The following is an 18,520-nucleotide window of genomic DNA, read 5'->3' as shown; positions in this document are numbered from 1 at the left end:
TTATTTGAAGCCTATTTAAAAGAATGTATAAAAACATATAACTTTATAAGACCACACATGTCATGTTATATGAAAACTCCTATTCAGATGCATAAAACAAGAGGTCAGAGAAGAAGAACTTATCGGACTGTAAAAGTAACACAATAAACCTCGAAATTTATTGAGGTGAAATTGACAGCGAAGCGAATCAATTTTGCATCGATAAATTTGAGGAACCCGCGGTAGCGAAAAGAAAAAAACTGAAGGCTACCCATAAAAAAGACCCAATAATTTTAAAATTATTGAGTCTTATATCGAAATTAATTCACTAAAAAACTGTATCGTTTTTTCAGGGCATTACATACATTAAAAGAACTTACTTTTGACTATCCTAAGTAAGGTTTTAATGCTTTACTTCTTGATGTATGACGTAGACGTCTGATGGCTTTTTCTTTAATTTGACGCACACGTTCACGCGTTAAATTAAATTTCTCTCCAATTTCTTCTAATGTCATTGAATGCTCTCCGTTTAATCCGAAGTATAAAGTAATTACATCTGCCTCACGTTTTGTTAACGTTGAAAGGGCACGTTGAACTTCTTTACGTAAAGAGTCATTCATCAACTCTGTATCTGGCTTTTCCTCCATGTCGTTTTCCAACACGTCGTAAAGGTTATTTTCTTCACCTTGTACGAAAGGAGCATCCATAGATACGTGGCGACCAGAAATTTTCATTGTATCTACAACTTCGTTTGTAGTTACATCTAAAACTTCTGCAAGTTCGTCTGGAGATGGTTCACGTTCATAACGTTGTTCCAATTCAGAGAAAGTCTTTGAAATCTTGTTCAATGAACCTACTCTGTTCAATGGTAAACGTACGATACGTGATTGTTCTGCTAATGCCTGAAGGATAGATTGTCTAATCCACCATACTGCATAAGAGATAAACTTAAAACCACGAGTCTCGTCGAAACGTTGGGCAGCTTTAATCAAACCCAAGTTACCTTCGTTGATCAAGTCACCTAAAGAAAGTCCCTGATTCTGATACTGCTTAGCTACAGAAACTACGAAACGCAAGTTGGCTTTCGTTAATTTCTCTAATGCAATTTGATCGCCCTCACGAATTTGCTTTGCAAGAGTTACTTCTTCATCAGGTGTTAGCAGGTCAACCTTACCAATTTCTTGTAAGTATTTGTCCAGCGATTGTGACTCCCTGTTCGTGATCTGTTTACTGATCTTGAGTTGTCTCATCCGTTCTTTTTTGCCATTGTTAAGATTTTCTCAAAAGTATTCTTTATAAGATAAGGAATTTCTTGAGAAAATATTTATAATCAGGAATTTATCACTGCAAATATTGTGCAGTTCATAAATTCACTACATAATTGACTAAAAAAAGACATATAAAGTTTAGTAAATACTCAAAATAAATTTAAAGCGTTAGAGCTTGTTTGAAATTTTTCTTAATTAAAATTCAAACTTCAAACACGCTCTCACTAAACTGTCTTTTAATAGATTATTATCTTCTGTTGTAACCACCACGGTCACCTCTGTCGCCTCTATCTCTGCGGTCACCGCGATCACCACCACGGTTAAAACCACCTCTTCTATCACCACCACGGTCATTACGCTCTCTTCTCTCACGTGGAGGAGGAGGAGTATAACCTTCTGGCATAGGAAGTAACGCCTTACGAGATAATTTGAATTTACCTGTCTTAGGATCGATTTCAAGCAACTTGATATCAACTTTATCACCTACTTTCAAGATGCTTTCCACATTGTCAGTACGCTCCCAAGCGATCTCTGAGATGTGTAATAAACCTTCTTTACCAGGCATAAATTCAACGAATGCACCGAATGGCTGTAATGATTTTACAGTACCAGGGTAAGTTTCACCAACTTCTGGTTGAGCTACGATAGCTTTTACTCTATCTACAGCACCGTCCATTGCTACTTTATCAACAGCAAAGAAACTTACTTGACCTTGGTTTTCTACTTCTTCGATAACGATAGTTGCACCTGTGTCTTTTTGGATCTCTTGAATCACTTTACCACCTGGTCCAATTACAGCACCGATTAAGTCTTGAGGAATCATCATCACAAAACTACGTGGAGCGTGTGGTTTCAAGTCATCTCTTGAAGTTGAGATTACTTCATCCATTACTTCACGAATGTGAGCTCTACCTCTGTTAGCTTGTTCTAAAGCTTGCTTCAACACCTCATATGGAAGACCATCAACTTTGATATCCATTTGACATGCTGTAATACCTTTTTCAGTACCTGTTACTTTGAAGTCCATATCACCTAAGTGATCCTCATCGCCTAAGATATCTGATAAGATCGCATATTTTAATTCACCTGTTTCAGGATCATTTTCAGAGATCATACCCATTGCGATACCTGATACAGTACCCGTGATATTCACACCTGCATCCATTAGTGCTAATGAACCTGCACAAACTGTTGCCATTGATGACGAACCGTTTGATTCCAAGATATCAGAAACGATACGGATAGTGTAAGGATTTTCATTTTCTGGTGGAAGAACTCTTTGTAAAGCTCTATGACCTAAGTTACCGTGACCTACTTCTCTACGTCCAGGACCTCTGTTTGGTCTTACCTCACCAGTTGAGAAACCAGGGAAGTTGTAGTGAAGGATGAACTTGCTAGAGCTAGACTCCATCGCTGAATCTAACATTTGTTCGTCCATTTTAGTTCCCAAAGTAACCGTAGTCAATGATTGAGTTTCACCACGAGTGAACAAAGCAGAACCGTGAGCCGAAGGTAATACGTCTACCTCAGGAACGATTGGTCTTACTTCCTCTAAATCACGACCGTCTAAACGATTCTTCGTGTTCAATACTAAATCACGAGAAGCTTTCTTCTCACATTTAGCTACGTAACGCTTGATAAGCGGTAACTTCTCTTCAGTTTCCTCATCTTCCGGTAAAGCCTCGAAGTATGCTTTTTTCACTTCAGTGAAAGCCGCCTTACGCTCTGACTTGCCTTTGATACCTTGAGCTGCTACTGCGTATAATTTATCATAAAGAGCAGTGAAAACTTCTTCTTTTAAAGCTTCGTCTTCAACATCACCTTCAAACTCTCTGTATCCAGTAACGCCTGCTGCTTCTCTTAATTCTACTTGAATTGCACATTGAGTTTTGATAGCTTCATGACCTACTTTAATCGCTTCGATCATTTCATCTTCACCCACTTCTTGCATTTCACCCTCTACCATTGTGATGTTTTCAGCAGTAGCACCGATCATTAGATCAAGCGTACAACCTTCCATCTGTGCTGGAGTTGGGTTAACGATGTATTCACCGTTAGTGTCTTTGATCACCCTAACTTCTGAGATAGGACCATCAAAAGGAATGTCTGTGATTGATAATGCCGCAGATGCTGCTAATGCCACCAATGCGTCTGGCAAAGCATCTTTGTCTGCTGAGATCATAGTGATCATGATTTGAGTATCATGATAATAGTCAGAAGGGAATAATGGACGGATAGCTCTGTCCACTAAACGAGAGATTAAGATTTCACGATCACTTAAACGTCCTTCTCTTTTTAAGAAACCGCCAGGAATCTTACCTGCAGACGCAAATTTTTCTTGGTAATCTACTGAAAGTGGCAAAAAGTCAGCACCCTCTCTTTTCTCTGGGTTAGAAACAACAGTTGCTAATAGCATTGTATTTCCCATGCGCAAAACGATCGATCCGTCTGCTTGTCTTGCCATTCTACCTGTTTCTAATGAAATCTCACGTCCATCAGGAAGGGCAACTGTTTTTTTAATCACGTTTTCAAACATCGTAATTGTGTTGTGTTTTAATATTTTCTTCAAACAAAGCAGATATTTAAGGACCTAGTCCTATCTGCATTCATACAAGGATTGCTGTAAAAATTTGTTGAAATTACTTTAGTCCAAGTATTTAAATTAGGCTAGTAAAAGCGAACTTTTGCCAACCCCAAAAATTAGTGATTTTTTATGGATAAATCACTTCTTGCCAGTCTTTTATTTCAATAAATTAGTCAAAATAAAAGGCAATGTATAAATACGCAAAAAGGGAATTCCAGATTTTGGAATCCCCTGAGTGGTATTTTTACACCAGAAAGAATTACTTTCTGATACCAAGTTCTTTGATAATCGCTCTGTAACGGTTGATATCTTTTTTAGCTACATAGTCAAGCATAGAACGACGCTTACCTACTAACTTCATCAAACCACGACGAGTTGAGTGATCTTTTTTGTTCGACTTTAAGTGCTCCGTTAAGTGTTGGATACGCTTAGTGAACAATGCGATTTGAGCTTCTGGTGAACCAGTGTCTCCTTCACCTTTACCGTATGAAGTAAAGATGTCTTTTTTGTACTCAGGGCTTAAATAATCCATAAAACCACAAATTAGTTTTGCGAAAAACTTGAATTTCACGTTACAATATCCTTTTGACAGCGATGACGCGTGCCGAATATTGCTCCCCTCAATTCGTAGTTACTTCGAGTGTTACATAAAATTTTCAGGGTGCAAAACTAAGTATATTTTGTAAAAAATCCGAATAATATTCAACATAACAGTATTCATTAACGAAAAATTACAATATTCGCACTATACGGGCAGACCAAACGTCTGCCTAATGAAATAATGATGACAATAATAGGAGTTCACCATGGGAAATAGATCTGAAAATCTACCGAAAAAATTTACTGAGCGTCTTCAAGGACAAATTTCTGCTGAGGACTTTGATGCTTTCAAGGAAGCGATTGATGGACAGGTACCTGTATCTTACAGAACCAACCCTTTCAAACCCGCAGAGATTACTTTTTCAGATACCACTCCGGTGCCATGGTGCGACGAAGCTCAATATATTGCCAAGCGTCCATCTTTTGCCGAGGACCCTTTGATTTTTGCAGGTGCATATTATGTACAGGAAGCATCTTCTATGTTCCTTTGGAAAGCATTAAAACAACATGCTCCATTAGAGAAAGACCTAAGGGTACTAGATCTATGTGCCGCTCCTGGAGGAAAAAGTACATTGATCAATTCTCTTCTGACACCTAAGAGTGTTTTAGTGTCCAACGAAATTGTAGGTAAAAGATCCCTGCCATTAATTGACAACCTAGTAAGATGGGGAAATCCGAACACATTAGTAACAGGTAACTATGCAGAAAGCTTTGCTCCATTAAGAGAATATTTTGATGTAGTAGTGACTGATGCTCCTTGTTCAGGAGAAGGGATGTTTAGAAAAGACCCTAAAGCCTCAGAACTTTGGTCAACGTCTTTAGTAGATTCTTGTGCTTCTATTCAAGAAAGTATTGTGGATCATATTCCTCATGCCTTAAAAGCGGGTGGCCTATATATTTATAGTACGTGTACTTTCGCTCCTCAGGAAAACGAAGAACGTTTAGCTCAAATTCTAGAATCAGACGAGTTTGAACCATTAGAAATCGACATTGATCCTTCTTGGGGCATCTCTACAGTTGAGGTAGAAAGAAACGGAGTGAAAGCCATCGGTTACCGTTTTATTTTCCACAAGACAAAAGGAGAGGGCTTATTCTTAACCGCTTTCAGAAAAAAAGGAGAGCCATCTATCCATCAAAAATTCAGTGTTTCTCCTAAAAAGATGAAATCTGTCTTTATGGTGAAAAAGAGAGAATCAGAAGAGTTAAGAAAATGGCTGGAAAACGGTAAAGATTTTGAATTCTACCAAGACGGAGAAGATGTATACGCTATCCCGGTTCATATGGTACAAGATTTCAAAATCATGAAAGTCACTCAGAAACTCCGTCACCAAGGTATCAAAATGGGGCGTTTCAATAAAAAGAACGGTCAACTGATCCCTGATCACGAACTAGCCGTTTCCAATATTGTCTCTTCTAAAATCCCAACGTTAGATGTGGAATACAGAGATGCCATCGACTTTTTGAAAAAACAGGAAATGAGCGTTAAAACTATTCAAGGCGTAAAAGGTTGGGCTATTATCAAATACAAAGGTCTTGCATTAGGTTGGGTGAAAGTATTGCCAAACCGTTTGAATAATTATTATCCTTCGGAGTTGAGATTAAGAAAGGATGTTTAATTTTTTGAAAGACAATAATAACTGAAATATAAAAGGGTGAAAAGCTATTAGAAACTTTTCACCCTTTATTTATGGATAGCTATTATCTATCTCCTTACAACAATTTTCTTATTAAATACACTTCCATTTACCGTACCTTGAAGGATATAAACCCCGTTTTGGTATTCAGTAGTTCTTACCGAAGATGTATTAAAATATTCCTTTAGAAGATGACCACTAACATTAAATATTCTCACATTCTCAACAGGCTGAGAAAGGTAAACAATATTATCAGCTGGGTTAGGATACACTGTAATTTCAAATCCTTCTAATTCATCTACTGATGTCGGAGTATCTTTTCTGAATTTTGCATACAACATCACATCACCAATACTTCCCACAGGAATTTCTGTGATTGAGTTTGTAAACTCTGCATCTGTAAACCACCCTTCGAAAACGTAACCTTCTTTAGAAGCTGAAGCCAAAACAACACCTTCTTCCACTGTATAAACAGATGGATTATCATGCGTCACATTTTCCTCGAAAGTAATATTATACTCAATAAGAGCCCACTTTCCATATAAAGAGAGATCTCCAATACTACCAGAAGCTATTTCTGTAACCTCATTTTTTAATGAAGCATCTGTAAACCATCCTTCAAAAGTATAGCCTTCTTTTGAACCTGCTGATAAAACTATCGACTCGCTTTCAATAGTGTAAACTGATGGGTTCGTATGTATAACATCTTCTTCAAATGAAATACTATATTCAACAGGAGTCCATTTTGCATATAAAGAAAGATTACCATGACTACCTGATACGATTTCAGTTATTGAATTTGTAAATTCTGAATCGGTATACCAGCCCTCAAAAGTGTAACCTTCTTTGATTCCATCCGAAAGAACTATTACCTCACTTTCTATTGTATAAACTAATGGATTGTCATGAGTCACGCCTTCTTCGAAGGTTAGTGTGTATTCAACCGGTGTCCACTTAGCATAAATAGATATATCACCAATACTACCTGTTGATATTCTTGTAATGGAAGTTGTAAACTCAGAGTCAGTATACCAACCTTCGAAAGTATAACCTTCTTTGATTCCTTCCGAAAGAACTATTACCTCACTTTCTATTGTATAAACTAATGGGTTATCATGATCTACTTCCTCTTCAAAGGTTAGAGTGTATTCAATCGGAGACCACTTACCATAAATAGAAACATTTCCCATACTACCTGTTGATATTTCTGTAATAGAAGTTGTTAAATCTGAATCAGTATACCATCCTTCAAAAGTATATCCTTCTTTGGCTCCTTCCAAAAGGGGTATCGTCTTACTTTCTATAGTATAAGCTAATAGATTATCATGAACTATTCCCTCTTCAAAGGTTAGAGAGTATTCAATCAGAGACCACTTACCATAAATAGAAACATTTCCCATACTACCTGTTGATATTTCTGTAATAGAAGTTGTTAAATCTGAATCAGTATACCATCCTTCAAAAGTGTAACCTTCTTTGACACCTTCTAAGAGAGTTATCGTCTCACTTTCTATAGAATAAACCAATGGATTATCATGAACTACTCCTTCTTCAAAGGTTAGTGTATATTCAATAAAAGACCACTTAGCAAATAATGAAAGATTACCAATACTACCTGATGGAATTTCTGTAATGGAATTTATAAACTCAGGATCAGTATACCATCCTTCAAAAGTATACCCTTCTTTGGCTCCTTCCAAAAGAGTTACCGTCTCACTTTCTATAGTGTAAACTAATGGATTATCATGAACAACTCCTTCTTCGAACCTTAATGCGAATTCTATTGGAGACCATTTTGCATAAATAGTTATATCACCATAACTTCCTGTTGGAATTTCTGTAATGGAAGTTGTAAAATCTGAATCAGTATACCAACCTTCAAAAAGATAATGTTCCCGACTAGCATTTAATAAAGTAATAGTAGGGCTATCTATATTATATTCTACTATTAAATTATCATGAAAAAAATCATTATGATATGTAATAGAATAATTAACATTTTCCCATTTTCCATAAAGGTTTATATTGCCTGTAGTTCCCGGTTTTATACTTGAAATACTATTTTGGTAAGACAGGTCTGTATACCAAAAACCTTGCTTTCCATGGGGAGGCACCAAATCTATTGAACTTTCAACATTATATTTCAAAGGGTTTGAATGCTCTCTAGCATAATCATAATTAATATTGTATTCTATAAAGTCCCATTTAATATAAATAGTTTTTCCTGCAACATTTTCAGCTGACATTTCGTCCACTTCATTTTCATAAGAAGGATCATAATACCAACTATAAGCAGACTCAGAATACCCTTCCTTATCTAATTCTAGTCGATTAAAAGCATAATCACCTATTGTATGTAAACTTTCAGGAAAAGATAAACTTCCAAATAAATTATTTTCCGAAAAAACATGACTATCAATTACCTCTAAATTATTTGGAAGTACAATAGTCTCAATATCATTAGAACCAAAACAGTCAATTGCTAAAGTAGTTATACTATTAGGTAGTACAAGCTCACCTTTAATCTTATTTCTAAGAAAACTACTATTTCCTAAACTAGTTGGTGTATAATTATTAGGGAAGTTAACCCTTTCAATTTGGTTAGTTGAAAATGCTTCTTCACCAATTACTGCATTTACCGGTATATTTAATTCACCACTAATAGAATTATTATAAAAAGCCCACCATTCTATTCTCTCTATGTTTGGAGGTAATTCAAGACTATTAATTGAGTTATATGCAAAAGCGATCATTTCTATATATCGAAGAGTATTAGGTAAAACTACAGAAGTCAATCCTTTATTTTCAAAAGCTTCTGCACCAATACTTCTTACTGTAACCCCATCTAAAACCGCAGGTATGATAATATCACCACCTCCTGTATATGAACAAGACTGAATTACACCATTAGCATCAACGACAACATCATCATCTGTCAACGTATATTTGATAGTACCCCATTTTGCATACAAGTCTAAATCTCCAATACTGCCAGAAGGGATTTCAGTAATCAAATTTGTCAATTCAGAATCACTATACCAACCTTCAAAAGTATATCCTTCTTTGGCTCCTTCCAAAAGAGTTATCGTCTCACTTTCTACAGTATAAACTAATGGATTATTATGAACTACCCCTTCTTCAAAGGTTAGTGTATATTCAATAGAAGACCACTTAGCAAATAATGAAAGATTACCAATACTACCTGATGGAATTTCTGTAATGGAATTTGTAAACTCAGAATCACTATACCAACCTTCAAATTCATACCCATCTTTGGAGCCATCTGAAAGTGTAATGGTTTCGCTTTCTATCGTGTAAACTATTGGATTATCATGAACTACATCTTCTTCAAACAGCAGTGTATACTCAACAGGTAAATATTTTGCAAAGATTGTTTTTCCATAAATTTTATATCCTGTATCAATTATGGGTATTTTTGTTTGAAAACTCCCATCATAGTACCAACCTTCAAAATAATAATTACTAGACACATCACCTAGATGAAATGAGTATTCTTCAATATGAAAATAATTATTAGGCATAACAATTTCTTCAATTGGATTCCCTGTAAACACATAATTACCTACATGAAAAAAATAATCTGGAAAAATCACTTTAGTTATATTATTATTCCGAAACGCTCCATAACCAATAGAAGTAATATTAGATGGAATTTCAATTGTATCGCTTAAATTGTTATCAGCAAAACAGTTATTATCAATTCTTGAAATATTATATGGCAATTGAATTAATTCAATATTATTATATCTAAAAGCTTCTTCTCCAATGAAATCAATATTTTCTGGCAAGAATAATTCACCTCTTATATTGTTTTCATGAAATGCAAAATTTCCAATTTTTAAAATGGTTTGGGGAAAAGTAACAGAAGTAAGGTTTTTCTTGTAAAAAACACCTTCATCCCCCCATTTTCCAGCAATTTCCTTTACTGTTACACCATCTAAAATCTCGGGTATTATAATATCACCACCACCTGTATAAGAACAAGATTGAATTACACCATCAGCATCAACAACAACATCATCATCCGTTAATGTATATTGTGCGTATGAAAAATTGGTCAAAAATGGCATTAGGAAAAGCCATGTCAATAATAGTTTTGCTTGCATAGTTTTTAAAAAGAGATAAATGACAAACTCATTAATAATTTGACTCTTTTATTGAGTTGAAGTTTGCTTTTACACCCAATAACTGCACAAAATTATTGAATTTAATATTAACAAAAAACACAGAAGCGTATAAAAACAAAAAAAGCTAGCTGAAGCAGCGAGCTCTTTCCTGTTAAACCTAATTTTATTAACCCATTATCAATCAAAAATCTTTATGTTTTTTAATCTTTAATGTCTTATCTGATGTAAATGTAATAAAAAGTTTATAAATACAAACGGATTCTTTAAAATATTATTTACAATTATTAAATAAATACCATTTTAAACCCTAAAATGGTGTTAAAATGGTAACTATTAGATGTGTCAAATGTTTAAAAAAGTGATTTTTAGAAAAAAAAAGAGCACCACCCGTTTTGGTAGTACTCTTTGAAGAAAAGAGAAGGGAACTTTCTAAGCTTCCACTTCTTCTTTTGTTGAAAGTCGCTTGATCTTGATTTTTAATGCTGCGAACAATACTGTCATGATCGGACTTAATAAGTTGAAGAAGCAATACGGAATATATGCCCATGTAGCTACACCTAACACCGTAGACTGTGCTACACCACAAGTGTTCCATGGTACTAAAACTGATGTTACCGTTGCTGTATCTTCTAATGTTCTACTTAAGTTTTCAGGTGCTAATCCTTTTTCTTTAAAAGCTTCTGCATACATTTTACCTGGTACTACAATAGACAGGTACTGATCAGAAGCTGTAATATTAAAGAATACACAAGTGGATGCAGCTGAAGCAAATAATCCTGTTTCGCTTGTTACTTTAGAAATAATAGTCTCTGTAATCTTTGTCAGCATACCACTGATTTCCATTGCTCCACCAAATGCCATTGCTACTAGAATCAACCAGATCGTATTCAACATACCTACCATGCCACTTGATGAAAGTAATTCTGAAACGATAGTGTTATCTGATGAGATGGATACACCTTCGTACATTGACTTCATTAAGACTAAGTAAGACCCTTTCCAATCTCCTGCTAAATCTCCTGCTAAAAGATCAACAATTTGTGGCTGTGCTATTAACCCTACAACTGCTCCTGCCAATGAACCAATTAATAAGGCTGGCAAAGCTGGTACTTTCTTTACAATCAAGAAAACAACCAATGCTGGAACAATAAATAAGAAAGGAGAGATATTGAATGATGCTTCCAAAGCTGTCAATACTTCATGAACGTCAGCTTGTGAAACTGTTGATTCGTAACCAAAACCAATGATTAAAAATAAAATCGAAGCAATCGTAAATGACGGTACTGTTGTAAGCGTCATGTATTTGATATGCGTGAATAAGTCAGTGCCTGCCACTGCTGGAGCAAGGTTTGTCGTATCTGATAACGGAGACATTTTATCTCCAAAATAAGCTCCACTGATAATAGCACCTGCTACTAGACCTTCAGACATTCCTAGTGTTTTACCTATTCCCAATAGTGCTAAACCTACTGTGGCGATGGTTGACCATGAACTACCTGTTGCAACCGAAACGATAGCACAAATAATAATGGTAGCAAATAAGAAAATAGAAGGGTTTAAGATTTTTAATCCGTAATAAACCATTGCAGGAACGATACCTCCCAACAGCCAAGTACCTGCAAGTGCACCAATCATTAATAAGATCAAAATAGATGGCATGGCTGAGCCAATACTATCCACAATTCCATCCATTAGTACATCCCAAGTTACTTTTAATCTAAATATAGCTACAATCGCTACTACAGCCGTAGCGAGCATTAATACAACTTGATTAGAGCCTGATAATCCATCGTCTTTGAAAATTAAGACATTGATGGATAGCATAATAATTAAAAAAAGAATTGGTATAATAGATTCTAAAAATGATGGTTTTCTCTGTCCATTCATAGTATTCATAGTTTCAAAATAGGCACGTATTGCCTTTAGTCCTCGTTTATATGTATGGTAAAGCTACTAAAAAGGGATGCAAATACAACAGTTTAGAACAGTAGTATTTGCATCCCTTAAGTATTAATTGTATAACTTATGTTATTTTCCGACTAAAAAAGCTTAATTCTCAGCCTTTTCGATAACTAGAGCCTCTAATTCTTTTATCCTTTCTTTCTGTAATTCAATCTCATCTCTAAGCTTCACTACTACTCTTGAAGTATCCATATCCGCTATTGAAGAAGCTATTATTTCTGATAGTTTCTGAAGGAAATCGATATGATAAGTATCAAGTACAGTGAAAGATGAAATCTCTAATATACCATACATTACATCTCCATAAATCAAAGGCAGTATAATCAGGCACTTTGGTTTAGCACCTCCCATACCTGAAGATATATTGATATAATTATCAGGTACATCTTCTATATAAACCATCTTCTGCTCTTTGTACACTTGCCCTAAAAGGCCATTTTCAAGATCATATTGTCGCTCATCGTACCTTTTCTTATCATAGGCAAAAAGTGCCATCAATTTCAAATGCTGTTTTCCTTCTTGATCTTCATTCAAAAGGATAAAAGTACCTTGGCTAGCTTCTATATAATTGATAATACTTCGAAGCAGATTGTCATACCACTCTTCTTGACTTGTGTTTTTTTGCCTAAGAAGCTGGTTAAACTGAGCCATACCATTAATCACCCAATTTCTTTTCTGTTCCTCTTCCTGTACGTCACGGAACTTATCCCTCATTTGTATCAAATCATTGGCAAGAGGTGTATCTCTGTATTTATTATCATAAGTTACATCAACTTCTCCAGATGTTACTTTTCTAGAGAACATATTGGCCGCCTGTAACTGATTATCTAATGAATAAAGATTATCTGTAATTTCAGCTACCTCATCAAACTTATATTTCTGATTTTTCTTAAACTCAAGAAGTGATTTTCCGTCGTTAATTCTTTTTGTAACACTTTGAAGAAACTCGAAACGCTTTCCAACCGCTCTTGAAAACATGAATACAAACCAGCATAAAATTAGTGCTTGCAAGATGAATACAATAAGGAATGTAATCATCATCCATTTGACATAATTCTCACTATTAGATAGTACTTTTTCGGATAGGCTAATTAATCGAGTGTTGATTTTTTCTTGCAGATCAGAGACGTCTTTCATTAAACCAGAATTTTGACCTCGGCCAATTACTTTCATCAAATCGACAACTTTATGCATTCCAAATTGATATGCAGCCAGATTGGCTCTTAGTGCTCTGACCTCCTGTTCAGTTAGATCATTTACAGAACGATTCTGATACATCCTCACAATTTCCATTTCAAACTCCTCAACACTTTCATCAAAAAGTTTCAAATACTTCGATTCCCCTCTCAATAAGTAATCTTTCTCGTTCCTTCTCATGGTAAGCAACATTCCCATATCCACTGTGATATCTGTCTTCTCAATTTTATGGATTTTTGAACGCATATTACCAATCATTCCCCAGTCCTTAAATCCAAGGTCAAGATATTTTCTCATTAGGAAATCTTGTTGTGCTTTCAACTCTTCCATGTCTGAGCGCAAAAATTCCATTTCTTTTGCTCTAGAATCATTCAATCGGTCCATGTGCTTCCTCACTTCTTCAACGGTAAACAAAGCCGAATCCAATAAATTGATAGATCTAATGGTATTGGTACTTTTTCTTTTCTTATAAAAATCAGCCGTGATCAAATCCTCCAACAAGAAATTCTTGTAGTAGATCTCAGACTCTGTGTACAAAGAATTGCATTTTTTGAATTGTTCAGTTAACTCGTTCGTTTCAACTAAAGAACGTGTACCTAAAAATACCAATGCCAAAGTTGACAATAGTAAAATAGTATTAACTATAAAGAGAACACCTAAGCGAAAACGAATAGTTTTACGAATAATCATATGCTTTGCTTGATAAGTAACCAAAAAAATAAGGAATGCCTAAAAGCTTTGCTTTTAAAACATTCCTTACTTCAAAAATATTGCCTCAATCCTTCTTTTTATAAAAATGAAAGATCAATTACTTCGTTTTCGCGAAAACTTTTACTTCTTCTGCTACAACTGAGGATAATTTCATAACTGCATCAAAAATACCATCATGATCAAAGCCTGCCTCACGTTGTAACTCAATCTGCTCTCCATGCTCAATGATGGCATCAGGAATACCTAAACGAACTACTGTTTTATTTGTATACTGATTATCCATCATCCATTCTAAAACTGCACTACCGAATCCACCCATCAAGGCACCGTCTTCGATTGTGATTACCTTGTCATACTTCGCAAAGATTTCTTCTAAAAGTTCAGCGTCCAAAGGTTTTACAAAACGCATATCATAATGTCCTGGATTTACTCCTGCCACTTGGAAACGATCTCTTAATTGTACCACATAATTTCCGATATGACCGAAAGTAAGGATTGCTATCTCTTCTCCCTCTTGAATCACTCTACCTTTTCCTACTTGAATTTCTTCCATAGGTACTCTCCATTCCGGCATCACACCCTGCCCACGAGGGTAACGGATAGAGAAAGGTGAAGTTCTGTGATTGACCGCTGTCTTCATCATATGACGAAGTTCAGCTTCATTCATTGGGGCCGCTACTACCAGATTAGGAATACAGCGCATGAAAGGTATATCGTATGCACCATGGTGAGTGGCACCATCTGCGCCTGCAAAACCTGCTCTATCTAAACAGAAGATCACTGGCAAGTTTTGAATACAAGCATCATGTACCACTTGATCATAGGCTCTTTGCATGAAAGAAGAATAGATATTACAGAAAGGAATCATTCCTTCTGCTGCTAAACCTGCCGCAAATGTTACGGCGTGCTGCTCTGCAATACCCACATCAATGGCTCTGTCCGGCATTTCCTTCATCATGATATTCAATGAACATCCTGAAGGCATTGCTGGCGTGATACCCATGATTTTATCATTCTCCTTGGCCATTTCTAAAATGGTCTCACCAAATACAGTTTGGTATTTAGGTGGCTGAGGAGTTTTGTGTACTTTCTTTTTGATTTCACCTGTCAACTTATCAAACTTACCTGGAGCGTGCCATAAAGTTTGATCTTTCTCCGCTAAAGCATAGCCTTTACCCTTAACTGTAACAGCGTGAATAATTTTTGGACCGGGGATTTTTTTCAAATCTTCGAATACATGTACCAAGTGATTGATATCATGACCGTCTACAGGACCAAAATAACGAAGACCTAATGCTTCGAATAAATTGCTTTGCTCTAATAAAGCTGACTTCAGAGCATTTTCTGCTGCTGAAACTGCCTGTTGAGCGTGAGGACCGATCTTTTTGACCTTTCCTAGCATATTCCAAACTTCATCCTTGATTTTATTATAAAAAGGAGAAGTAGTAATGTCTGTCAAATAATCTTTTAAGGCACCTTGGTTAGGGTCGATGGCCATTCTATTGTCATTTAAAACAATTAGAATGTTAGCATCTGATGCACCTGCGTGGTTCATGGCTTCGAATGCCATACCTGCAGTCATAGAACCATCACCAATTACAGCGATGTGCTGTCTATCATGCTCACCTTTTTCTTTAGAGGCGATTGCCATACCTAAAGCTGCACTGATAGAAGTAGAAGAGTGTCCTACACCAAAAGTATCGTACTCACTTTCGTCACGTTTGGGGAAACCGGATAACCCACCATACTGACGGTTTGTGTGAAACGAATCTCTTCTACCTGTAAGAATTTTATGATTATATGCTTGATGGCCAACATCCCAAACGATGCGGTCATAAGGAGTATTGTAAACGTAATGGAGTGCAGTAGTTAATTCTGTTACTCCTAAGCTTGCCCCAAAATGTCCACCATAAATTGAAACATTGTCAATGATGAATTGTCGCAGTTCTTCATTTACTTGATAAAGTTTATCAAAAGGAAGCTTACGCAAGTCACTTGGCGAATCTATTTTTGCAAGAAGTTTACCCGGTTCAATTAGCATAACTAGAGTGTCTTTATTTAACCTTAAAATCGAGTTCTGAAATCGTAATTATAATTCAGAACGAATTTTAAATAGATCTATAGGTAATTAAATTTGTCGCTATAGACTTTTATAGTTTGTACTATTAATCAACAATTTGTTTTATCAAAACTGATTCTTGTTAAGAATTGTTTTAATAAAGCATAAGATTAAACGAATTTAGGCAAAAATACAACAAAGATTCCCGCTCTAACAAAAAGGGAATAAAATAGTTCTAAATTTTAGTAGATTTCTCTCATATTCTTGTGATATGTAAGGTTTAAACCTAATTCGTTGTCACAGAATGGAGTAATACCGAATAGGAAAAGATATAAAACAACAAATACATGAGCAACAACAAACCGAGAACATTGTTCGACAAAGTATGGGATAACCATGTCGTACAACGCAAAGAAGGATTTCCTGATGTGTTATACATCGATACACATTTTATTCATGAGGTAACTAGCCCTCAAGCATTCAATGGACTTCGTAACAGAGGAATCCAACTCGCTCGTGTAGATCAAACTTGGGGAACAGCGGATCACAACGTTCCTACTAAAGATCAGCACCTTCCAATCAAAGAGGCTTTATCAAGACACCAAGTGGAAACACTGACTAAAAACTGTGATGAGTTTGGTGTGAAATTATATGGATTGGGGCACCCGTTCCAAGGTATCGTTCACGTGATCGGACCTGAGTTAGGGGTTACTCAGCCAGGAAAAACAATTGTTTGTGGTGATAGCCATACTTCTACTCACGGTGCGTTCGGTTCCATTGCATTTGGTATCGGTACGTCACAAGTGGAGCAAGTAATGTCATCTCAATGTACTCTTCAAAACAAGCCTAAGGCAATGAGAATCGTTGTGGATGGTGAGTTACAAGAAGGTGTAGGTGCGAAAGATATTGTACTTTATGTCATTTCTAAATTATCAGCTTCAGGAGGTACAGGTTACTTCGTAGAGTTTGCTGGTTCTGCTATCCAAAACTTATCAATGGAAGGTAGAATGACAGTTTGTAACATGAGTATTGAAATGGGTGCCCGTGGTGGTATCATTGCTCCTGACCAAACTACTTTCGATTATTTAGAAGGAAGAGAATTCGCTCCAAAGGGTGAGAAATGGGAAGAATCATTGGCGTATTGGAAATCACTTCCTACAGATGAGGGTGCAACATTTGATGCTGAATTCGTCTATGACGCTGCTGATATTGCACCAATGGTTACTTATGGTACAAACCCTGGTATGGGTGTTGGTGTGGACAAATCAGTTCCAACTCCTGAAAGCGAATCAGACAAGAAAGCTTTAGAATACATGGGCTTGAAAGAAGGTGAGGCGTTAATCGGTAAGCCAATCGACTATGTATTTATCGGTAGCTGTACAAATGCTCGTATTGAGGATTTAAGAGCGGTAGCTGATTTTGTAAAAGGTAAAAAGAAGGCTGACGGCGTAAATGTTTGGATCGTTCCTGGTTCAAAGCAAGTTGAAAAACAAGCAATCGCTGAAGGTTTAGATCAAGTATATGCTGAAGCTGGTTTTGAATTAAGAGAGCCAGGTTGTTCAGCTTGTTTAGGTATGAATGAAGATAAAGTTCCTGAAGGAATGTACTGTATTTCTACTTCAAACAGAAACTTTGAAGGACGTCAAGGTCCTGGTGCTAGAACGTTACTAGCTTCACCACTTACTGCTGCTGCTGCTGCTGTAAAAGGTCACATCGTAGATGTAAGAGAAGAGTTAACTACTGCATAATTTTAATATTTAAAGAGAATATCAACATGAAATATACAAAATCGACTTGCGTTCCTTTAAATATTGAGAACGTAGATACAGATCAGATTATCCCTGCTCGTTTTTTGAAAGCGACAACTAAAGAAGGCTTTGGTGACAACCTTTTCAGAGACTGGAGATACGACAAACAAGATCAGCCAATTGCTGATTTCGTATTGAACCAAGATACTTACAAAGGTGAAATCTTAGTCGCTGGAAAGAACTTTGGTTGTGGTTCATCACGTGAACACGCTGCTTGGTCTATTGATGACTACGGGTTTAAAATCGTAGTATCAAGCTTCTTCGCAGACATCTTCAAAGGAAACGCTTTGAACAACGGATTACTTCCTTTAGTAGTTTCTGAAGAATTCTTAGCAGAGCTTTTCGCTGATATTGAGGCAGATCCTTCTACTACTTTAGAAGTGGACTTAGAATCTCAAACAGCTTGGATCACTGGTAAAGAAGAGAACAAACAATCTTTCGAGATTGATGACTATAAGAAAATGTGTTTGATCAATGGATATGACGATATTGACTATCTATTGAGCTTAAAAGAAAACATTGCGAAATACGAGCAAGATCGTGTTTATGCATTCAATGTCTAATTCAAAC

10 protein-coding genes are annotated in these 18,520 nt (G+C 36.1%); 3 read left to right on the top strand and 7 right to left on the bottom strand.

Annotated features, from left to right (window positions below; genetic code table 11):
• Positions 1-365: 365 nt before the first annotated feature.
• The 3 genes from AVL50_RS25255 to rpsO form a co-directional block, all read right to left on the bottom strand.
• The gene (locus AVL50_RS25255) at positions 366-1,229 is read right to left on the bottom strand and encodes an RNA polymerase sigma factor RpoD/SigA (protein ID WP_044207596.1); all 864 of its coding nucleotides are present in this window, start codon (positions 1,227-1,229) and stop codon (positions 366-368) included.
• Between the two features lie 265 nt (positions 1,230-1,494).
• Positions 1,495-3,783 (bottom strand): polyribonucleotide nucleotidyltransferase, encoded by a 2,289-nt coding sequence (pnp, locus tag AVL50_RS25250; protein ID WP_062619652.1) that lies wholly within the window; start codon positions 3,781-3,783, stop codon positions 1,495-1,497.
• A 307-nt stretch (positions 3,784-4,090) separates the two neighbouring features.
• On the bottom strand, positions 4,091-4,363 hold the full coding sequence (gene rpsO / locus AVL50_RS25245; protein ID WP_062619650.1) for a 30S ribosomal protein S15: 273 nt from the start codon (positions 4,361-4,363) through the stop codon (positions 4,091-4,093).
• A gap of 274 nt (positions 4,364-4,637) precedes the next feature.
• On the opposite strand from rpsO, the gene AVL50_RS25240 reads away from it, so the two are divergent.
• Positions 4,638-6,047, top strand: a complete 1,410-nt coding sequence (locus tag AVL50_RS25240) for a hypothetical protein (protein ID WP_062619648.1) — start codon at positions 4,638-4,640, stop codon at positions 6,045-6,047.
• Between the two features lie 86 nt (positions 6,048-6,133).
• Here AVL50_RS25240 and AVL50_RS25235 read toward each other — a convergent pair whose 3' ends face one another.
• The 4 genes from AVL50_RS25235 to dxs form a co-directional block, all read right to left on the bottom strand.
• Complete coding sequence (locus tag AVL50_RS25235; RefSeq protein ID WP_062619641.1) at positions 6,134-10,192, bottom strand: InlB B-repeat-containing protein; 4,059 nt, start codon at positions 10,190-10,192, stop codon at positions 6,134-6,136.
• A gap of 450 nt (positions 10,193-10,642) precedes the next feature.
• A complete protein-coding gene (nhaC, locus tag AVL50_RS25230) occupies positions 10,643-12,109 on the bottom strand; it encodes a Na+/H+ antiporter NhaC (protein WP_082796003.1) in 1,467 nt (488 codons plus the stop codon).
• A gap of 153 nt (positions 12,110-12,262) precedes the next feature.
• A complete protein-coding gene (locus AVL50_RS25225) occupies positions 12,263-13,987 on the bottom strand; it encodes a GAF domain-containing protein (RefSeq protein WP_062619640.1) in 1,725 nt (574 codons plus the stop codon).
• A 193-nt stretch (positions 13,988-14,180) separates the two neighbouring features.
• Positions 14,181-16,124, bottom strand: a complete 1,944-nt coding sequence (dxs, locus tag AVL50_RS25220; protein ID WP_062619639.1) for a 1-deoxy-D-xylulose-5-phosphate synthase — start codon at positions 16,122-16,124, stop codon at positions 14,181-14,183.
• A gap of 365 nt (positions 16,125-16,489) precedes the next feature.
• Between dxs and leuC the strand changes: the two genes are divergently transcribed.
• Together leuC and leuD are read left to right on the top strand one after the other, a co-directional pair.
• The gene (leuC, locus tag AVL50_RS25215) at positions 16,490-17,890 is read left to right on the top strand and encodes a 3-isopropylmalate dehydratase large subunit (RefSeq protein ID WP_062619637.1); all 1,401 of its coding nucleotides are present in this window, start codon (positions 16,490-16,492) and stop codon (positions 17,888-17,890) included.
• A 26-nt stretch (positions 17,891-17,916) separates the two neighbouring features.
• Positions 17,917-18,513, top strand: a complete 597-nt coding sequence (leuD, locus tag AVL50_RS25210; protein WP_062619636.1) for a 3-isopropylmalate dehydratase small subunit — start codon at positions 17,917-17,919, stop codon at positions 18,511-18,513.
• Positions 18,514-18,520 lie beyond the last annotated feature (7 nt).

The sequence above is a fragment of the Flammeovirga sp. SJP92 genome (genome assembly GCF_001583495.1).
GTDB lineage: Bacteria > Bacteroidota > Bacteroidia > Cytophagales > Flammeovirgaceae > Flammeovirga.
The sequence above is the reverse complement of the archived record's forward strand: the minus strand, read 5'-3'. Positions and strand labels throughout refer to the sequence as shown.

Coding starts and splice junctions, on each gene's coding strand:
- AVL50_RS25255 (WP_044207596.1), bottom strand. CDS start 1,229: ATGAGACAACTCAAGATCAGTAAACAGATCACGAACAGGGAGTCACAA.
- pnp (WP_062619652.1), bottom strand. CDS start 3,783: ATGTTTGAAAACGTGATTAAAAAAACAGTTGCCCTTCCTGATGGACGT.
- rpsO (WP_062619650.1), bottom strand. CDS start 4,363: ATGGATTATTTAAGCCCTGAGTACAAAAAAGACATCTTTACTTCATAC.
- AVL50_RS25240 (WP_062619648.1), top strand. CDS start 4,638: ATGGGAAATAGATCTGAAAATCTACCGAAAAAATTTACTGAGCGTCTT.
- AVL50_RS25235 (WP_062619641.1), bottom strand. CDS start 10,192: ATGCAAGCAAAACTATTATTGACATGGCTTTTCCTAATGCCATTTTTG.
- nhaC (WP_082796003.1), bottom strand. CDS start 12,109: ATGAATACTATGAATGGACAGAGAAAACCATCATTTTTAGAATCTATT.
- dxs (WP_062619639.1), bottom strand. CDS start 16,124: ATGCTAATTGAACCGGGTAAACTTCTTGCAAAAATAGATTCGCCAAGT.
- leuC (WP_062619637.1), top strand. CDS start 16,490: ATGAGCAACAACAAACCGAGAACATTGTTCGACAAAGTATGGGATAAC.
- leuD (WP_062619636.1), top strand. CDS start 17,917: ATGAAATATACAAAATCGACTTGCGTTCCTTTAAATATTGAGAACGTA.